The following is an 18,638-nucleotide window of genomic DNA, read 5'->3' on the forward strand; positions in this document are numbered from 1 at the left end:
AGTCCTGGGCGCAGGACAAGCCATTGGACTTGACCTCGTTGCCGTTTGAGAAACTCACTCAAACAGACGTGATCACCGCGTCCAAACTAGCCAAGCAAGTCAGCGATTCACCTTCGGCGGTTTCGATCGTGACCGCTGCCGATATCCGAACTTTTGGATATCGCACCTTGGCCGACGTCATCAACAGCATGCGCGGGCTCTACACCACGTTTGATCGGCGTTATGAATATCTGGGCGGCCGAGGTTTTGGTGCACCGGGTGATTATGTCGGCCGCATCATGGTATTGATTGATGGCAGCGCCACCCAAGACAATCTCTACAACCAAGCCTATATTGACAACTCGGGCTTGATTGACCTCGAATTAATAGACCGGGTTGAATATGTACCCGGCACCGGCTCGGTCACTTACGGCAACAATGCCTTGCTGGGGATTATCAATGTCATCACCAAAAAAGGCAGCGATTTCAATTCAGCCCAGCTGGCCGCTGACGTTTTCAGCCATGGCGGCCGCAAAGAGCGGCTGAGCTTCGGCAAGAAGTTGGACAACGGCCTGGACCTGTTGTTCTCGGCGTCTTGGCTCAAGAGCGACGGGCAAGACTTCTACTTCCCTTACTTTGACACTCCCAAGCAAAACAATGGTTGGGCCGTCGGTCAGGATTTTGAAGAGGCTCGGCGCCTGTTCGCGAAAGTGGAATTCAATGGTTTGAGCCTGCAGGCCGCCAGCGTGACCCGAACCAAGGCCTCCCCCCTACCAAGACGCGAGGACGCTTTCAACCGAATCTACCATTTGGTCGACGAGACCAGCCACGCCAGCGCGAAATATGACTTCAATATCAGCCAGGATTTCAAATCGGTTTCGCGCCTGTACTACGGCCTGTACGAAGATAAATCGATTCGCGAATATGGCGCCATAGACCCCAAGGAGCAATTCAGGCAAAACCAGCATGAAGGCCGGTGGTGGGGACTCGATCAAAAGTTTGCACTGACCCGCTTTACCGGGCATACCTTGGTTTTTGGAGCCGAGTACCGGGATGATTTCAAACAAGTATTTTCTCCGGTGGCGCTGGACGCCAAATTTCAAAAACAATTCGTTTATTACCGCTACCCCTATACCAACAGGACTTACAGCCTGTATGCCACCGACGAGTTCACTGTCAGCGACAAGCTCAGCGCCAATGTCGGCCTGCGCTATGACAAACCCAATGCCATCGACTGCTCGGTCGAACCTTGCATTCGCTATGCCCACAAGGCCGCCATCAGCCCGAGGCTGGCGCTGACCCTGCAGGCCGACACCGAGACCACCATCAAGGCGTCCCACAGCCAGGCTTTTCGCCTGCCCAACCCCTACGACGTCAGCTCTTCCAAGCAATCGGACTTATTCAAACCCGAGCATGTCAGCGCGTCAGAGTTGGTGCTGCTACACGACGTGAGCCCCAAGCTGCGCTTGACCGGATCGGTCTACCACTATGTCTTGTCTGATCAGCACTATGTGGCGTCAGCCAGCGGCGCCGATGTGTTCGATGGCCAGAGCAAAACCAAGGGTTTGGAAGTGCAGATCGACCAAAGCTGGGCCGGCGATGTGCAGCTGCGCGCCAGTGCCGCTTGGCAAGACGCCACGGACTCCGAGGGGTTGCGACTGGTCAATTCGCCGCGCAGCTTGGGCAAGGTCAATCTCAGCTGGCCGGCGCTCGACAACATCTTGCGCATAGGTTTGGAAGCCCAGTACCTGGGCTCTCGCATCACCAAGGAGTTGCGCAACTCAGACAACGTCATGGTGCGGCCGGGCCGCCCAGTGGGCGGCACCAGCTTCTTCAATCTGACGCTGACCTCCGCGCAGCGGTGGAACGGTGTCGGCGCCTCCCTCAGCATCAAGAACGCATTGAATCGCCAATTTGAGGTGCCGGCCTCGGTGGTCCGGAACACGCGCGAAGGCATGGCGCTTGACACCATGCAGATGGACGGGCGGACTTATTGGCTGCAAGTCAGCTGGGACTTCTGGAAATAAGGATGAAGCGCCTTTTGCTGTCGAAGCTGAGATTGCTGCTGCCGGCCTTGCTGCTGGGGGCCGGTCTGAGCTCGACCTTGTGCCCGACTGCGAGGGCGCAAGCCGTACCCGAGTACGCCATGAAGGCCAGCTATCTTTACAACTTCATGATCTTTGCCGAATGGCCCAATTTGGACCCCCAAACGCCACAGGAAGGTCTGACGCTTTGCGTGCTGGGTCAGGACAGTTTCGGCGAGGCCTTGAGCAGTCTCGAAGGCAAGAATGTCAACGGCCGGCGCTTGTCGGTCAGCCGCATGAACGGCTTGGCCGGCATCAAAAAATGTCAGCTGCTCTTCGTCACCGAGCAAGAGGCACCCAATATGCAAGCCATCCTGAAACACTTGGCGGACGCGCCGGTGTTGACGGTGGCCGATACGCCGGTGGCAGCCGGTGCGGCAATATTGTTGTCGCTGGACGGCAAACGACTGGTGTTTGATGTCAATATCCAGCGGGCCAAAAAGGTCGGCATCGTTTTGTCGTCCAAAGTCTTGCAATTGGCCAGAAGCACGAATTGACGCCCCACCCCTGCCCGCCTATCCAACCCGACCCTGAAGCAACGGTGACAAGTCCTCAGACCAGCACAGCCCTGAATCAGGCCAAGCAGCGCTCCTTGGTCACGCGGCTTGAGCGCATTCTTGCAGCCGCTCTCGCGGCAGCCTTGGCCATCGCGCTGCTGCTGACCTCCGCGCAGGAGGCCGTGATGCAGCGCGCCGCCGTGATCGACGGCAGCCAAGCCTGGCTCAATACCCTGGCGGTGCAAGCGGCGTCTCCGCTGGTTTTTGATGACGAGAAGGCGGCCGGTGAAATCTTGCGCGCCGCCAGCATCTATCCCGGTCTGCAGTCGGTCTACATCTTGCGCGTCAACGGCAGCATCATTGCCAGCCACCTGGCCAGCGCAAACATGGGTTTGAGCAATGCCGAGTTGCAACTGCAGCGCGAATCCCGCCTGTTCGAGAACTCGCTGATCTTGGCCGCACCGGTGATGCTGTCGGATGCTCGCGTGGGTACGCTGGTTGCCAAGGTGGATTTGGCGCGGATGTGGCAATCCATTCTTCATTTCGCCCTGGCCCTGGTGCTGACGCTGGGCCTCTCCGGTGCCGCAGCCCTGCTTTTGGCACGCCGCTTCTTGCGCCGTGCACTGACCCCCATCACCGGCCTAAAGCAGGTCATGGAAGAGGTGTCACAACGCGAAAAGTTCACCGTTCGCGCCCAGGTGGTGGCCAATGACGAGGTCGGCGCGCTCAGCACGGTGTTCAACCGCATGCTCGACCAGATCGTCAAACGCGACAGCCAGCTGGAGGACAGCAACAGCCGCTTGCTGGCCCTGAAAGATGCGGCCGAACAGGCCTCGACTCTGAAGAGTGCTTTCCTGGCGATGATGAGCCATGAGTTGAGAACGCCGCTGGCCGGTATTTTGGGCATGCTCAAACTTGGCTTGCGCGGGCAGATGGAGCCGCTCGCGCGTGAGCGCGTTGATTTGGCCAGCAAGAATGCGCAGGCCTTGCTGCAGATCGTCAATGATTTGCTCGATGTTTCCAAGATCGAGGCGGGCAAGCTCAAGCTGGAAACGGTGGACTTTGCCTTGCGGCCCTTGCTGGACGACGCCATGCAACTGCTGAACGAGCGAGCTGTAAAAAAAAGCATTCGGCTGGAGCTGCACCTGGACCCGCAAATACCGGATTACCTGCAGGGCGACCCGACAAGGCTGCGCCAAGTGCTGTTGAATCTGGTCGGCAACGCCATCAAATTCACCGAACGCGGCGGTGTCACCGTGGCCGCCAGCTTGAGCAGCCCCGAGCGCTGCGACGCGACCGGGCCTGGGCCCGCGCAAGTATCGATTTACTTCGCCGTCCAAGATTCAGGCTTGGGCATCAGCGAGGAGGCTCAGGGACGGCTATTCCAGAAATTCGAACAGGCCGATATGTCAACCACGCGCAATTTTGGCGGCACAGGCCTGGGCCTGTCGATTTGCAAGCAGTTGGTGGAGTTGATGGGCGGGCGCATCGGCCTGCAAAGCAGCCTAGGCGCGGGCAGCACCTTCTACTTTGAAGTGCCATTTGCACTTGGGCAAGAGCCGCAGCAAGTAGCCGAGCAGGATTTAGTCCCCCATGCCCATGCCCTGCATGTGCTGGTGGCCGAGGACGCGCAGACCAATCAGTTGATCATCAAGGCCCTGCTCAACGATATGGGCCACACCCTGACCTTGGTGAACAACGGCGAGCAGGCCTTGCAGGCGCTGACCCAGGAGGCCTTTGACCTGATCTTGATGGATGGTCGCATGCCGGTGATGGATGGGCTGGAAGCGACCGGCCATATCCGCGCCGGGCGTTGGCGCGAGCTGGTGTTCCCTGAGCCGCAGATCCCCATCATTGCCTTGACGGCCAATGCTTCGGAGCAAGACCGAGCGCGCTTCCTGAGCAGCGGCATGGCCGGTTTTCTGAGCAAGCCCATCGACGAGCGAGCGCTGCATCAGGTACTCGCCGACGTTATTGAAGCGCGGCGCATCCAAGGTCGCCCACTCAAGCCGCGCAATGCGCCGCCTGAGCTGCCACGCGATCAGCCCAATGATCAGTCTGAGCAAGGCCCACACATCCCAGCAAGCCCTTTGGCGCCGAGCAGCCTCGCCACCCCGGTCAGCAAGCAAGAGATTCGAGCGCAGCGCGTGCGCGAACTGAAGGGGCAGATGTTGAGCGCCTTCAAGGAGCAATGGCCCTTGCGCCTGCAGGAAATCGAAGCCGCGATCACCCAAGCCGACTGGCCTGCGGCGGCCACCACCGTGCACGGCATCAAAGGCTGCCTGGCCTTCATCGAACCCCAGGGGCGCAGCTACGACTTAAGCGATGAACTTGAGCGCTTCGCCGATTTGCGCCAAGGGGAACAATTTGCCGCCGGACTTGAGCAACTCAAGCTTGCGCTTGATCAAACATTGAGTCAGCCAAGTTCCTGAGCGCCGCCCGGCATGGGTACAATGCGAATAATTCTTGATTGCATTAAACCCACTTCAAAATCCATGACCCACGAAGCCCCAGACAGCCTGGCCGAGGCAGCGATTGGCGCGGCGCTCAGCGTCGTTGGCGTGAGCTCACCCAGCTATGCCCCCGAATGGGCCGAATGGCTGGAAGAGCTGGGATTTTTGCCCGGTGAAGCGGTGCGGGTGATGGCGCGCGGCCAACCCGGCGCAGACCCCTTGGTGGTGCGCATCGGCCAGTCGACGTTTGCGCTGCGGCGAGCCGAAGCGGCCTGCATCACCGTCTTGAATGAAGGAAGCCTCGGTGCGTGAAGCCGTCATCCATCTGCACCCGAGCGGCCCCTTGTTGGCGCTGGTAGGCAACCCGAACTGCGGCAAGACCGCCCTCTTCAACCGCCTGACCGGCAGCCAGCAAAAAGTCGCCAACTATGCCGGCGTGACGGTCGAGCGCAAGGAAGGACGCCTGAGCAGCGCGGCGGGCAAGAGCCTGCGCCTGCTGGACCTGCCCGGCACCTACAGCTTGCATCCGCGCTCGCCGGACGAGCGCGTCACCTGTGATGTCTTGGCCGGCCGTGCGCGCGGCGAGAAGCGACCCGATCTGGTGATTTGCGTGCTCGACGCAACCAATCTGCGCCGCACCTTGCGCCTAGTGCTGGCGGTCAAGCGCCTGGGCCTGCCCTGCGTGGTGGCGCTCAATATGACTGACTTGGCCGACCGCCGCGGCATCCATATCGACGCCGACAAGTTGGCCGCGGCCATCGGTGTGCCGGTGATTCGCACCGTGGCCACACAAGGCCTTGGCGTGGACGAGCTGAAGTTGCTGCTCGATCAGCGCGAGGTCTGGTCGCCGGCTGCTGAAGCCTTGCCCGAGCTGAACGCGGCCAGCGCGCCGGCAGGGCATCAAGCCAGCGACCACGCCGCCGTGCGGCAGATCTTGCAGGCGCTGGACCTCGACCAAGTCTTGCCGCACTTGCCCAGCGACCGGATAGACCGGGTCTTGCTGCACCCCGTTGCCGGCCCGCTGATCTTGATGCTGGTGTTATTCCTTTTGTTCCAAGCGGTGTTCAGCTGGGCCGAATGGCCCAAAGATCAAATCGAGGCAGGCATGGCTTGGCTGGGGCAACAGGCCTCGGGCCAGCTGCCAGACGGCTGGTTGCGCAGCTTGATCGTCGACGGCTTGATCGCCGGTGTGGGCGGCGTGCTGGTGTTTTTGCCGCAGATTCTGATTCTTTTCTTCTTCATCCTGGTGCTGGAAGAGTCGGGCTACTTGCCGCGCGCCGCCTTCTTACTCGACCGTTTGATGGGCAGCGTGGGCCTGTCCGGGCGCAGCTTCATCCCCTTGCTGTCTAGCTTTGCATGCGCGATTCCCGGCATCATGGCCACGCGCAGCATCGCCAACCCGCGTGACCGTTTGGTCACCATCATGATTGCCCCGCTGATGACCTGCTCGGCCCGCTTGCCGGTCTATGCCTTGTTGATTGGGGCCTTCATTCCGCAGCGCCTGGTATGGGGTGGCTTCGAGCTGCAAGGTTTGGTCTTGCTGGGGCTCTATCTGGCCGGCATCTTGGGCGCCCTGGCCGTCGCCTGGGTACTCAAACGCTTCACTAGCGGCAGCCAAGTGAGGCCACTGATGATGGAACTCCCGAATTACCACTGGCCCAATCCGCGCAATGTGATGATTGGCCTGTGGCAGCGGGCCGCTATTTTCATCAAGCGCGTCGGCGGCATCATCTTGTGCCTGACCTTGCTGCTGTGGGCGCTGTCGAGTTTCCCCGGCAAACCGGACGGTGCCACCGGCGCGGCCATCGAGTACAGCGTGGCCGGCATGCTCGGGCGCGGCCTGGCCCATGTGTTCGAGCCGATTGGCTTCAACTGGCAAATCAGCCTGGCCTTGGTGCCCGGCCTGGCAGCGCGCGAGATCGCCATCAGCGCCTTGGGCACCGTCTATGCCTTGTCGGCCGGAGCCGAGGACGCGGCCCAAGCCTTGACACCGCTGATCGCGCAGAGTTGGAGCCTGCCGACCGCTTTGTCCTTATTGGCTTGGTTCGTCTTCGCGCCCCAATGCCTGGCTACTTTGGCGGCGGTGCGTCGAGAAACCGGCGGGCTGCGCATGCCGCTGGTGATGGCCGCTTACCTGTTCGGCCTGGCCTACTTGGCGTCCTTCGTCACCTTCAGGCTCAGCACATGGCTGCTGAGCTAGGCAGCTCAATGCATCATTGAGCGAATGGAGCCACACACGCTCAACAAGGCCGGCCCATCCATGCGCCCGATGATGTTGCGGATCACCCCGCCCATCAGCTGCTGCACGCCGACCATGCCGAGATTGGCCGACTGCTGAATCACAAAGCCGGCCTTGGCTTGTTTTAGTGGGGCGAGGAAATAGAAATCCATGCCGGCAGTCATCAACACCACGACCATATCGGCCAAGGCTGCCCGGTGCTCGCCGGGCGCATCCGCCTGCTCCATCGCAGACAGCACCTTCAGCGTCTGCTTGCGCATGGCCTGGCTGTGCATAAAGCGCAGCGAAGGCTGGGTCGACGGCTCTTCAAGGGCTTGTGGGGCCGCCTCCTCACTTGCCGCCGTACCCCGCTTCAGGGGCTTGGACGCCTTGGCCGTAACGGCCGCCTTGCCTGTCTTGGCCGTCTTGGTAGGAGCAGCCGTTCTTACGCTGGAAGCGGCGGAGGATTTGCGCGGAGTTGAGGTCACCATGAACCGGATAATAGCCAGCAGCTTCAACATTTCACGCAAAGCGGCATGGGCCGCGCGGCCTGCGGCCGACACTCGGGTTTACGCCGATAGTCAGCAAGCACCAAACACAGATTTTTCTCGAAAACTCTCCCTACAATCCGCGCAGTCGGCCGCCATGCTCGGTCGCGTCCATTTGCACACCGACACATCGAAAGAAACCCATGAAAATCTCCAAGCTGATGGCCGCCCTCTTGTTGCCCTGCGCCTCGCTGGCCTTTGCAGCACCCGTCAAATACATCATCATCGACCACTCGACCGCGCCCTGGATGGATCAAGCCAGCGCCGAAGCGATCTGGTTGAAGGCCCCCACGGCCAAGTTCGTCAAGCTCTTTCCCGCCAAAAAATGGGGCTTTCTGAGCCAAGTCGAAGGTGGCATTGATGCGAACAAGACTTGCGTGATCACCGCCCGCACGCTGATGCTGCCGGTCAAGGGCAAGGATCTGCTGTTCAAGCCGGCCAAGAGCGCCACCACATTTGGCTCGCAAGCCAATGCATCGGTGGAACAGTGCAAAGCCTTGGCTTCAGCCAAGTTGGACGAAGCCGTGCAGGCGCTGGGTTCGGCGCTGATACCCAACTAAGGTCTGCGCCGGCACTCAGGCCGGCACTGTCTGCAAGCAGCCTTTGGACCTGGCTGCCTCCCGCACCCGCTGTTTCTTACCGAGCAGCGGGTGTTGTTCTTTCTGCACTGACCTCGTGCCTGCAATCGGGGGCTGATTTGTGTCCACTCGGGGCACCGCCACAGGCTAGACTGCTTCGATGGAGCCTTCCCCAAGCAGCCGTGCCCGCGTCATCGACGTTTTGCGTTCAAGCTCGGTATTTGGTGCGCTCCAGACCGAGATCATTGAGGCCTTGGCCGACGCGATGACGCTCAAGAGCGTGCACGGTGGCGAAACCGTGATTCACGAGGGCGCCGCATCCGACTGCATCATCTTCGTGATCAGCGGCGGGCTGCGGGTTTCACGCCAGGGCACCGACGGCCAACTGCTGCTCTATAACCAGATTCAGCCCGGCCAAAGCATTGGCGAATTGGGAATGATCCTGGGCCAGGCGCGCGCCCAAGATGTCACGGCCGTGCGCGATTCGCGCTTGGCCCTGCTGAGCCGCCAAGCATATGAGCGGCTGCTGCAATGCTTCCCGCTCGAGCTGTCGCAGGTTTTCCTCAAGGCGGTCTATGACCGCATGCGCAATGCACCCGACCCGGCCGATCGACATCTGGCCCAGACTTTTGTGCTGCTGCCGCTTCAACACCAGCAACAACACGGGCAGCAAACAAGCCTGGGGCAAGACCTGACCCTGGCATTTGCAAAGCATGGCCGGGTGGCGCACCTTCAAGCTGCTGCCGATGGCAGCAAGCTATTGCTGAATGGCCAAGCCGTGCCACGAGAAGCCCTGCCGCGCATCGAGGAAGAGCATGAGTTCATCCTGTACGAGAGCTCGGGCGAAGACTGCGCTTGGACCCGCTACGCCTTCAGACAAGCCGATCAAGTCGTGTTTGTGGCCGATGCCGAGGCCGACCCCAGGCTTGCCGATATCGAGTTGACGCTCTGTCTGGAACCCGGCTATTTGCTCAAACGCCGTCACTTGGTGTTGCTGCACAGCCCCGCGCAAGTGCAAGCTGTGCCGCCAGCGCCCTGGTTGTTGGGGCGTGATGTCGAACGCATTTACCCGCTGCGCCGGGGCAGGCTGGGAGACTCGGCCCGCTTGGCGCGCTTTCTGACCGGTAGCGCCGTCGGCATCGTGTTGGGCGGCGGCGGTGCGCGCGGTTTCGCGCATCTGGGGGTCTTACGTGCCTTGCAGGAATGCGGGCTTGCGGTTGATCTGATCGGCGGCAACAGCATGGGCGCCTTGATCGGTGCGCAATACGCGCTAGGCCATGATTTGGCCGATATCCTGCGACACACGCAGCGCTTCGCGGCCGGCGGCGAAAGGCCGACCCTGCCCTTGGTATCGCTGGCGGCTGGGCGCCGGGTCGAGCGCGACCTCAAGCGCATGTTTGGCAGCGCTCAGATTGAGCAACTCTGGCGTCCTTATTTCGCGGCAGCCTGCAATCTGAGCCTGGGCAATACGCAGGTGCTGGACGCCGGCCCGCTGTGGAAGGCCGTGCTGGCGAGCAACTCCCCGGCCGGCCTGCTGCCGCCGGTATTGATGCGAGGCGCCTTGCTGGTGGATGGTGCCATTCTGGACAACGTGCCCGTTCAGGCGATGCGCATGCGCCTAGGTACCAAGTTAGAAAGGCGGCGTGGCAACGGTTTGATCATCGCGATTGATGTGGATGTGCGTGCCAATCTGCTTGCCGATCACGCGCTCAAGCGCCTGAGCGCCTGGAGCACCCTCAAGTCAAAATTTTCTACCCGCGCGCCGGTCTCCCCTGGGATTGCCGAGATTCTTTACAGCGCCAGCCATGTGGGCAGCATGAACCAGAGAGTTCGCACCATCGCACAGGCTGACCATTATTTGGAACCGCCGGTCGGTGAATATGCCCTCATGGCCTACGGGCGAGGTGCCGATATTGCCGAAGTTGGTTACCGCTATGCGATGGAGAAAATTGGCCAATGGGATCTTCCCAAGCAGTCAGACCAGCCCCGGGCTTGAAACTCGATTTGTCCCTCAGCCAACGTGAGGTTTGGCTCGATCAGCGCGCTTGGCCGGGCAGCACACATCTGCACATTGGCGGCGCCGGCTTCCTTGTCGGGCCACTGGATGTGGCACGCCTGCAGCAGGCCTTGCTGCTGCTGGTGGCGCGCCATGCCGCGCTGCGCCTGGCCCCTCACGCTGACGGCACACAATGCCTGCTCAGCCACTTCGAGCCGCAGCTCGACTTGATCAGGCTTGATGCCAGCGACGACCCACGTGAAAGCATGCGCGCCTGGTGGCAGCAAAGCATGCGCCAGCATTTCGAGTTAGACGGCCAGCCTCCTTGGCGCTTCACCCTGCTGCGGGCCAACGATCTGCTGCATGGGCTGACGATTCAGTTTCACCACCTGGTCATGGACGGCTGGGGCACCACCCAAGTGATGCGAGCCTGGAGCGAAATCTACGCGGAGCTGGGTTCAGACTCAGCCCCCACGGCATTGCCAGCACCCAGCTACCAAGACTTTATTGCCGAGTCTGTGGCCTACCGAAGTTCGGTGCAATTTGAGCGAGACGCCAGCTACTGGCAGCAACAGCTCGGCGAACACCTCGCAGGGAAGCAAAAAAGCCTGCTGGACGGCGCCTTGATTGCATCGCGCCAAAGCCAAGGCCAAGGCCAGCTAAGGCGCCAAGCCCTGCCCGAAGCCGATGTTTTCAAACTGCCTTTGCCCAGGCCCGCCTACGACCGCTTGGCGGCCAACGCAGAAGCCTCGGGGAGCAGCGTCTTTGCCTGCTTTTTGGCCGCTGTCGCGCTGTACTACGCCCGCCTGCTGGGCCGCTCGTCATTGCTGATCGGCGTGCCCAGCCTGAACCGCTCGGGCCGGCGCTACCGCGCCACGCCGGGTATGTTTGTCGGCGTTCTGGCGGTTCGCGTGCAGATTGAAGCCGGTGCGAGCGCGGCGGACTTGCTGCGCCATGTCAGCCAGCAAATACAGGGCGCGCTGCGCCATCCGCGTTACCCCTTGAGTGAGCTGAGTCATTCCTTACAGCTGATGCGTGCGGGTCGCGACAGTCTGCTCGACCTTGTGCTGTCTTTTGAGCGGCAAGACTACGCCTTGTCTTTCGGCGCGGCACAGCTGGTGGACTCGCGCCAACTCTTTGCCGGCGTGGCACGCTATCCGCTGGCGCTGACGGTGTGCGAGTTTGATGCCCAGGCCGACCCCGAGATGATTGTTGAAGCCAGCCAAGACTGCTTCGGGCCGGCTGAGCCGCAGCTTTTGGCGCGCAGGCTTTGGCACTTGACGCAGGCCCTGGCAGAGGCCTTGGCCCTGCACCCAAACCGCTCCCTTGAGGCCTTAGACATTGTCCCCTCCGAAGAGCGCTGGGCCTTGCTGGAAGGGCTGCACAAAGATCTCGCTCAGTTGGACGCGCCGCAAGCCTATATCGATCTTTTCGAGCATCAAGCCGCGCTGTGGCCGCAGCGCTGTGCGCTGGTGTGGGATGGCGGCAGCCTCAGCTACGGTGAGCTTGCTCAGCGGGTCGAAATGCTGGCCCGACGCTTGCGCGACTTGGGCGCTGCACGTAACAAGGTGGTGGCCCTGGCCATTGAACGCGGGCCTGAGATGGTGACCGCATTGTTGGCCATCTCTCGCGCCTGCGCCGCGTTCTTGCCGCTGGACCCGCAAGCGCCCACGGCTCGCTTAGCCGAGATCTTGGCGGACAGCGGCGCCGTCGCCTTGCTGTTGGACGCTTCGGCCACCCCCAATTTGGCGGCGCTGCACAGCCGCTGCCTGCCTGTGCGTGTGGCTTCAGACTCAGCGGTGGCGCCCTCGCAAGCGCAAGGGTTATGGGCGACAGCCAGCCCCGATGACTTGGCCTATGTCTTGTTTACCTCGGGCTCCAGCGGGCGGCCCAAGGGCGTGATGGTCGAGCACGGCGCCTTGTCACGGCGGCTGGCTTGGCTGTCCCGCGCCTGGGCGATCGACGCCAACGACCGCTCGGCCCAAGGCACACAACTGGTCTTTGACCCGGCGCTGATCGAGCTCTTGCTGCCGCTGACCCAAGGGGCCAGCATTGCGCTGCCGCCGCCCGGCAAGCTGCACCCGCAGCGTTTGGCGGACTTCATGCTCAGGCATGGCACGACCTTCAGCGCCCTGGTGCCCTCCAGCCTGCCCGGGCTCTTGGCCGGCTGGCATGGCAAGCCGGGGCTGAAGCTGCGTGTGGCCTGTTGCGGCGGCGAGGTCTTGGCGCCCGAGTTGGCCGCGCGTTTTGTGCGTGAAACCGGCGCACAACTGTTCAATGTCTACGGTCCAACGGAAGCTACCATCTTCGCCACCTCTTGGGACTGCACCCTTGATACGGCCGAAGCACAGGCGCCCGAATACGGCGCTGACTTGCCACTGGGTCGCCCGATCGACGATAGCCGCATCTATGTGCTGGGGCCAGGGCAAGAGCTGCTGCCCTTCGGCGCCATTGGCGAGATCTATATCGGCGGCGGCGCGCTTGCACGCGGCTACGTGGGCCGGCCCGATCTCGATCAGCAGGCCTTCATGGCCGACCCTTTTGCGGCCGGACAGCGCATCTACCGCAGCGGCGATCGCGGCTGGCTGGATGTCCTCGGACGCCTTCACTTCAGCGGCCGCATCGACCGCCAGATCAAGCTGCGGGGCTACCGGATCGAACCCGGCGATGTCGAGGCCGCTTGCTGTGCGCTGCCCGGCATAGAGCAGGCCGTCGTGCAAAAAATCGAGCTGGGCGGTCAAGCGCAGCTGCATGCATGGCTGGTCGGACGGCGCTGCGATACGCTCAAACTGCAGGCCGGCTTGCGGATGAAAGTGCCCGACTATATGCGGCCAAGCGGCTTCACCTGGCTGGATGCAATGCCCTTGACCGGCACCGGCAAGCTCGACTGCGCCGCCCTGCCGCTGCCGCTAGGCGAGCAATGCCAAAGTAAAAGCCTGCGCCCGCCCGCAACAGCGATGGAGCACAGACTGCTGGCCCTGTGGCAACAGGCGCTGAGCCCGCGGGATGGCAGCATGGCCAGCATACGCAGCATCGGCATGGATGATGACTTCTTTGAGCTGGGGGGAGACTCTTTGGCCGCGCTGAGCATCTTGGGCGCCATGGAAGACCAACTGGGCCGGCCCTTGCCGCTGCAGTTGATCAGCGAGCATCCAAGCATTGCGAGCCTGGCGCGGGTCTTGAGCCTGCCCATCGTCAGGCCCGGTGTTCTGCATGCGCTCAGCGATTCCTCGGCTGACACATCGGCCCCAGCGCCGGCCCTATTTCTGGCGGCTTCGGGCCATGGCGATGTGCTGCGGCTGAAGAACCTGGCCCAATCCCTGCAAGGTGACACACAGCTCTTCATGTTGCAGGCGCCGCTGTCCCCGGCACCCGCCACGATGGAGGAATTCGCCTCGCTGTACGCTGACTGCATCGAAGCCCAGACACAGACTGGCGATCAGGCCGTTTGGCTGGCCGGGTTTTCGGTCGGCGGCGTGACCGCGCTGGCCACTGCGCTTGAGCTGCAAAAACGTGGCCGCAAACCGCTGGGCTTGATGCTGCTCGACACCATTCATCCGGACGCGGTGTTTGGCGGAGCCACTTCTTGGCGCGCACTCGGCTGGCTGGTGAGCAAGCTGCATATGCAGGATCTGAGCATGAACGGGCGGCGACTCAGCGCGATGTTCAGCGACCCTGGCCTGATCAGCCAGGTGCTCGCTTTGCGGGGTCATCGCTGCCATGCGTTTACCGGCCCGGTGCTGCTGGTCAAATCAACCGGCTTGGCCAGTTGGAACCGATTCTTGTTTCAGGGCTGGCACCGCCTGATGCCCCAAGACATACAAACGCGGCTGGTCAGCGGCTTGCATGGCTCGATGTTTGAGGCTCAGCATGTGAACGAGCTGGCCGAGACGATGCGGCAGTTCTTGCTTCAAGCACAGGGCGAGAATGAGGCTGCATGAAGCAGACAAAAGACCTAAGCGCAGTCAAGCCAGGACCCGCGATCAAGCATCTCAAGCTACGCCTTGTGCTGTTGGCGCTTCTACTGGCGAGCCTGCTCGCCCTGGCCTGGATCTGGAGCGGCGGCAAGCTGGATCTCGCCGCTGGGCTGACCGAGTTGCGAAGCAGCGGCGCCGAACTCGGCCCTGGCTTGGCCATGCTGGGAGCCGCCCTGGGCCTCACGCTGGCGGTGCCGCTGTCGGTGCTGAGCCTGTTGTTGATCGCCGCCTTGGGGCCTTGGCAGGGCTTTGTCTGCAGTGTGGGTGCCGCCCTCTTGTCCTCGGCTGCCAGCCATGCCATCGGGCGCAGCCTGGGCCATCAAGCATTGCAAGGGCTGGCCGGCCCCAAGGTACGCCAAGTCAGCGAGCAGTTGGGCGGCCGTGGCGTTTGGGCCGTGATCACGCTGCGCTTGCTGCCCCTGGCGCCGTTTGCGGTCGTCAATATGGTGGCCGGCGCCACCCATATCCGGCTGCGTGACATGCTGCTGGGCACGGCCATAGGCATGACGCCCAGCACCTTGGTGATGGCCTTCTTCATGGAGCGCCTCTTGCTCGCCGTGCAGCAAGCGGGCCGCGAGGACTGGCTTTGGCTGGGTTTGATCACGCTGCTGGTCTTGCTGCTTGCCTTCGCGTTGGCGATGGGTTTGCGGCGATGGCAGCGGCGTCATCAAAGCTGATCGAAAATAGCGCCATGCCATTTAGATCCCTCACCTTGCCCCCGAATCTGAGCGGCCGCCTCTGGCTGAGCTCTATGCCTGGCCGCCTGGAGTCCTGGGGCGCGTTTCTCGACGAAGCCCGCCTGCGCAGCCTCAATCTGGTGGTCTGCCTGAACCCGCTGGAAGAGATTGCCGGCCTGTCTCCCGCCTATCACAAGGCTATTGCCGAGGGGCGGCTGCCGTTTCGCTGGCAGCATCTGCCGATGCGCGACTTCGGGCTGGGCGCCGACCCTGCCGCCTTTCGCCTAGGGGTTGAACAAGTGACGCATAGCTTGCAACTGGGGGAGCAGGTTTTCTTGCACTGTGCCGCCGGCCTGGGTCGCACCGGCACGGTCGCTGCTTGCGTCTTGAAGCAAGCAGGTTTGGACCGCGAAGCCGCGCTCAGCCACGTACGGGCGGCCGGATCCAACCCTCAGTCCGCCTTGCAATCGGGCTGGATAGACCAATTTTGAGCGGCACACAAGTTCTTGGGGTCGGCCTCGATGACGAAGGGCTTCGCGTCGATTTCTTGTTTGTCAACGACGCGCTGTTGCTGATCAACAAGCCGAGCGGTTTGCTGTCGGTGCCGGGCCGCGGCGAAGACAAGCAGGATTGCGCGATACACCGTGTGCAGCGCCTGTACCCCGAGGCCTTGATCGTCCACCGCCTGGACATGGCCACGTCGGGCCTGCTGCTGCTCGCACGCGGCGCGGCCATGCAGCGCGCCTTGAGCATGGCGTTCGAAGGCCGGCGCGTGCACAAACGCTATGAGGCGCTGCTGGCGGGCAACTTGCCCCTCCCCGACGCGGGTGAAGTAGACCTGCCATTGATCACCGATTGGCCGAACCGCCCGCGTCAAAAGATTGACCACCAAATCGGCAAAGCCTCGCTGACGCGCTACCGCGTGCTGTCGCGCTGCGCGCAACAGACGCGCGTGGAGCTGGAGCCGGTGACCGGCCGCACGCATCAGCTACGCGTGCACATGCTGGCATTGGGCCACCCCATCATCGGCGACACGCTGTACCGCGGCCAAGCCGCCCCGCGCATGTATTTGCACGCCCGCACACTCAAGCTGCCAGACTGGGATCTGAGTTTCGAGTCCCCACCGGAGTTTTGACACCATGACCTTGCCCACTGCCAACTTGCACCCTGCCGCCCTGCACTCGCCCGCCGCCGAGCGCAACAAACACGCCATCCTCGCCGCGCTGCTGCCCTTGCTTCCCGTCCAAGGCATAGCACTGGAAGTAGCCAGCGGCAGCGGCCAACATATTGCACATTTTTCCGCCCAAATGCCGGGCTGGAACTGGCTGGGCTCAGACCCGACGCCCGAAGGTCTGGCCTCCATTGCAGCTTGGCGCCCGCATGGCGCTGCACCCGTGAGAGTCGATGTCTTGCAAGCCGATTGGGCCCTGCCGCCCAGCCATCAGACGCTGGACGCCTTGTACTGCGCCAATATGCTGCATATATCGCCCTGGCAGACCTGTGCGGCCTTGATGCAAGGTGCGGCGCGCCACCTCGCGGCGACGGGGCTTTTGCTCGTCTACGGCCCGTTCTTACAGAGCGACGTGGACACCGCCCCCAGCAATCTGGCTTTCGACGCAGACCTGCGCGAGCGCAACCCGGCCTGGGGCCTGCGCCATCTGGACGAAGTCGCGGCTCAGGCCAAGGCCTGCCAGCTCAGCCTGCGGGATGCGATCAAAATGCCTGCCAATAATCTGCTGCTGGTCTTTGGCCGAATGGCGCCGGCCAGCGCCTCGACTCCTCCGAAAGAAACTCTATGAAACAGCAAGAGCTTTACATCGTCAGCGGCGCTTCACGCGGCATGGGCGAGGCGATCGCCCGCCAATTGCTGCATCCCGACCATGTCGTGATCGGGATCTCGCGCGGGCAAAGTGCCGCGCTGAATGAGGCGGCGCAGAGCGCTCAACTGATGCCAAACCTGATGCAGTGGCAATATGACCTGAGCCAGCCGCTGGCCGCCGCGCAGGCACTGCAAAGCTGGCTGGAGGCGCAAGCCAGCGGGCGCTTCAGCCGCGCCACTTTGATCAATAACGCCGGCCTCGTGCCCACACCCGGCCCGGTCGAATGTGCGTCGCTGCAAGACCTGTCGGCGGCAATTCGCGTCGGGCTGGAAGCCTGCCTGCTCCTGAGCAGCGCCTTCTTGCGCGGCACGACTGCCCTGGGCCGGCAACGGCGGATTTTGAACATTTCGTCCGGCCTGGGCCGCCGCGCCATGGCGGGCAGTGCGGCCTACTGCGCCGCCAAGGCAGGCATGGACAATCTCTCGCGCGCCATGGCCCTCGATGAAGCAGCCAAACCGGACGGCGCGGCAATCGTCTCCTTGGCGCCCGGCATCATCGACACGGAAATGCAAGCCCAATTGCGCAGCGGCGATCCAAGCAAATTCCCGGATCAAGCCGTGTTTGCTAACTTCAAGACCAGCGGGCAATTGCTAAGCCCTACAGCCGCAGCGGAAAAGGTTTTAAGTTATCTTGCGCGCGGGGACTTTGGTGCCACGGTACTTGCCGATGTGCGTGAACTTGATCTGCGCTGAGGCCCTTGAAAGCCGCCGCAGCAACCCCACCTTAACGCGACGGCCAATTGAGGCTTGGAGGAATTTTGTGAAACGATTTTTGATTTCTGCAATGGTGGCTGTTTTGGCCTTGGGCTTGACGACGTTTGACGCCGAAGCCAAGCGCCTGGGCGGAGGCGGCTCCTCCGGCATGAAGCGCACTGCCCCCCCTGCCGATGCGGCCAAGGGACCACCGGCACAGCAGGCCAGCCCCGCGCCCCAGCAAGCCGCTACGCCGGCAGCCGCCGCCGCCCCAGGTGCAGCCGCTGCTGCCGCACCCAAGCGCAACTGGATGGGTCCGATCGCAGGTTTGGCCGCAGGCCTCGGCATTGCCGCTTTGGCCAGCCATTTCGGCATGGGCGGGGCCTTGGCCAATGTGATGACCATGTTGCTGATCGGCGTGGCCTTGATGTTTGTGGTCGGCTTTGTGATGCGCCGTATGCGCGCCGCTAAGGAGCCCGCAGCACAAGGTATGCAGTACGCGGGTGCCGGTGCACCATTTCAGACTCAGCCACAGCAGCCAGTTGCTGCGCCGGTGAGCCCGCCAGCCGCGTTCACCGCAGCGCCGGTTGCGACCGCCGCTGCGACTGTACCCACAACTGCGCTCGCAAGTGACGGATTTGATAATGCCGGCTTCGAGCAACTCGCCAAACGCGTGTTCATACGCTTGCAAGCAGCCAATGATGCCGGCGACCAAGCCGACTTGCGCCGCTTCACCACGCCGGAAATGTATGGCGTGGTGCAACAAGAGCTGTTAGACCGCAAAGGCGCCATTCAGCGTACCGATGTGTTGCAGCTTGATGCCCGCGTGATTGAGCGTGTGCAAGAGCATGGCCAACAAATCGTCAGCGTGCGGTTCTGGGGCCTGATCCGTGAGCAAAGCGAAGCAGCGGCCGAAAACTTCGATGAGGTCTGGCACCTGGTCCGCCCGGTTGACGAAAGCCAGGAATGGGCGATTGCGGGTATCCAAGCTACGGCCTCGGCCTGATACGGGCCTTGGTAAAACCCTGAGCAAGAAATCAAAAGGCCCGTGTCAACGGG

Annotated in this window: 15 protein-coding genes; 14 read left to right on the forward strand and 1 reads right to left on the reverse strand. The window is 62.3% G+C overall.

What is annotated here, in order from left to right:
- The first annotated feature begins 23 nt into the window (after window positions 1-23).
- The 5 genes from LNV08_RS07315 to feoB all read left to right on the forward strand — a co-directional run bounded on the left by LNV08_RS07315 (window position 24) and on the right by feoB (window position 7,213).
- Complete coding sequence (locus LNV08_RS07315; protein WP_263533041.1) at window positions 24-2,006, forward strand: TonB-dependent receptor plug domain-containing protein; 1,983 nt, start codon at window positions 24-26, stop codon at window positions 2,004-2,006.
- A 2-nt stretch (window positions 2,007-2,008) separates the two neighbouring features.
- Entirely contained in the window at window positions 2,009-2,560 is a 552-nt protein-coding gene (locus LNV08_RS07320; protein WP_263533042.1) for a YfiR family protein, read from the forward strand.
- Between the two features lie 44 nt (window positions 2,561-2,604).
- A complete protein-coding gene (locus LNV08_RS07325) occupies window positions 2,605-4,992 on the forward strand; it encodes an ATP-binding protein (protein ID WP_263533043.1) in 2,388 nt (795 codons plus the stop codon).
- A gap of 63 nt (window positions 4,993-5,055) precedes the next feature.
- Window positions 5,056-5,325, forward strand: coding sequence for a FeoA family protein (locus tag LNV08_RS07330; protein ID WP_263533044.1), 270 nt, complete (start codon window positions 5,056-5,058; stop codon window positions 5,323-5,325).
- On the forward strand, window positions 5,303-7,213 hold the full coding sequence (gene feoB / locus LNV08_RS07335) for a ferrous iron transporter B (RefSeq protein ID WP_263533045.1): 1,911 nt from the start codon (window positions 5,303-5,305) through the stop codon (window positions 7,211-7,213). Before LNV08_RS07330 ends, feoB begins: the two co-directional genes overlap by 23 nt.
- A 5-nt stretch (window positions 7,214-7,218) precedes the next feature.
- Here the strand turns inward: feoB and LNV08_RS07340 are convergent, their stop codons facing one another.
- Window positions 7,219-7,722 carry a hypothetical protein gene (locus LNV08_RS07340; RefSeq protein WP_263533046.1) on the reverse strand — a complete coding sequence of 168 codons (504 nt, stop codon included), beginning with the start codon at window positions 7,720-7,722 and terminating at the stop codon, window positions 7,219-7,221.
- A 200-nt stretch (window positions 7,723-7,922) separates the two neighbouring features.
- Here LNV08_RS07340 and LNV08_RS07345 point away from each other — a divergent pair, with 200 nt between their 5' ends.
- From LNV08_RS07345 to LNV08_RS07385, 9 genes are all read left to right on the forward strand, one after another.
- Window positions 7,923-8,339 carry a hypothetical protein gene (locus LNV08_RS07345; RefSeq protein ID WP_263533047.1) on the forward strand — a complete coding sequence of 139 codons (417 nt, stop codon included), beginning with the start codon at window positions 7,923-7,925 and terminating at the stop codon, window positions 8,337-8,339.
- Between the two features lie 178 nt (window positions 8,340-8,517).
- Complete coding sequence (locus LNV08_RS07350) at window positions 8,518-10,353, forward strand: cyclic nucleotide-binding and patatin-like phospholipase domain-containing protein (protein WP_263533048.1); 1,836 nt, start codon at window positions 8,518-8,520, stop codon at window positions 10,351-10,353.
- A gap of 8 nt (window positions 10,354-10,361) precedes the next feature.
- The gene (locus LNV08_RS07355; protein ID WP_263533049.1) at window positions 10,362-14,294 is read left to right on the forward strand and encodes a non-ribosomal peptide synthetase; all 3,933 of its coding nucleotides are present in this window, start codon (window positions 10,362-10,364) and stop codon (window positions 14,292-14,294) included.
- A complete protein-coding gene (locus tag LNV08_RS07360) occupies window positions 14,291-15,007 on the forward strand; it encodes a TVP38/TMEM64 family protein (protein ID WP_263533050.1) in 717 nt (238 codons plus the stop codon). Before LNV08_RS07355 ends, LNV08_RS07360 begins: the two co-directional genes overlap by 4 nt.
- 14 nt (window positions 15,008-15,021) lie before the next feature.
- Window positions 15,022-15,498, forward strand: coding sequence for a tyrosine-protein phosphatase (locus tag LNV08_RS07365; RefSeq protein ID WP_263533051.1), 477 nt, complete (start codon window positions 15,022-15,024; stop codon window positions 15,496-15,498).
- Window positions 15,495-16,142: an RluA family pseudouridine synthase gene (locus tag LNV08_RS07370; protein ID WP_263533052.1), complete on the forward strand. Its 648-nt coding sequence runs from the start codon at window positions 15,495-15,497 to the stop codon at window positions 16,140-16,142. The genes LNV08_RS07365 and LNV08_RS07370 overlap by 4 nt, the downstream gene beginning before the upstream one ends.
- Before the next feature lie 4 nt (window positions 16,143-16,146).
- Window positions 16,147-16,806 (forward strand): class I SAM-dependent methyltransferase, encoded by a 660-nt coding sequence (locus tag LNV08_RS07375; RefSeq protein ID WP_263533053.1) that lies wholly within the window; start codon window positions 16,147-16,149, stop codon window positions 16,804-16,806.
- Window positions 16,803-17,579: an SDR family NAD(P)-dependent oxidoreductase gene (locus tag LNV08_RS07380; protein WP_263533054.1), complete on the forward strand. Its 777-nt coding sequence runs from the start codon at window positions 16,803-16,805 to the stop codon at window positions 17,577-17,579. The genes LNV08_RS07375 and LNV08_RS07380 overlap by 4 nt, the downstream gene beginning before the upstream one ends.
- A gap of 67 nt (window positions 17,580-17,646) precedes the next feature.
- Window positions 17,647-18,585 carry a Tim44 domain-containing protein gene (locus LNV08_RS07385; RefSeq protein WP_263533055.1) on the forward strand — a complete coding sequence of 313 codons (939 nt, stop codon included), beginning with the start codon at window positions 17,647-17,649 and terminating at the stop codon, window positions 18,583-18,585.
- Window positions 18,586-18,638 lie beyond the last annotated feature (53 nt).

The sequence above is a fragment of the Paucibacter sp. TC2R-5 genome (assembly GCF_025717605.1).
GTDB lineage: Bacteria > Pseudomonadota > Gammaproteobacteria > Burkholderiales > Burkholderiaceae_C > Paucibacter_A > Paucibacter_A albus.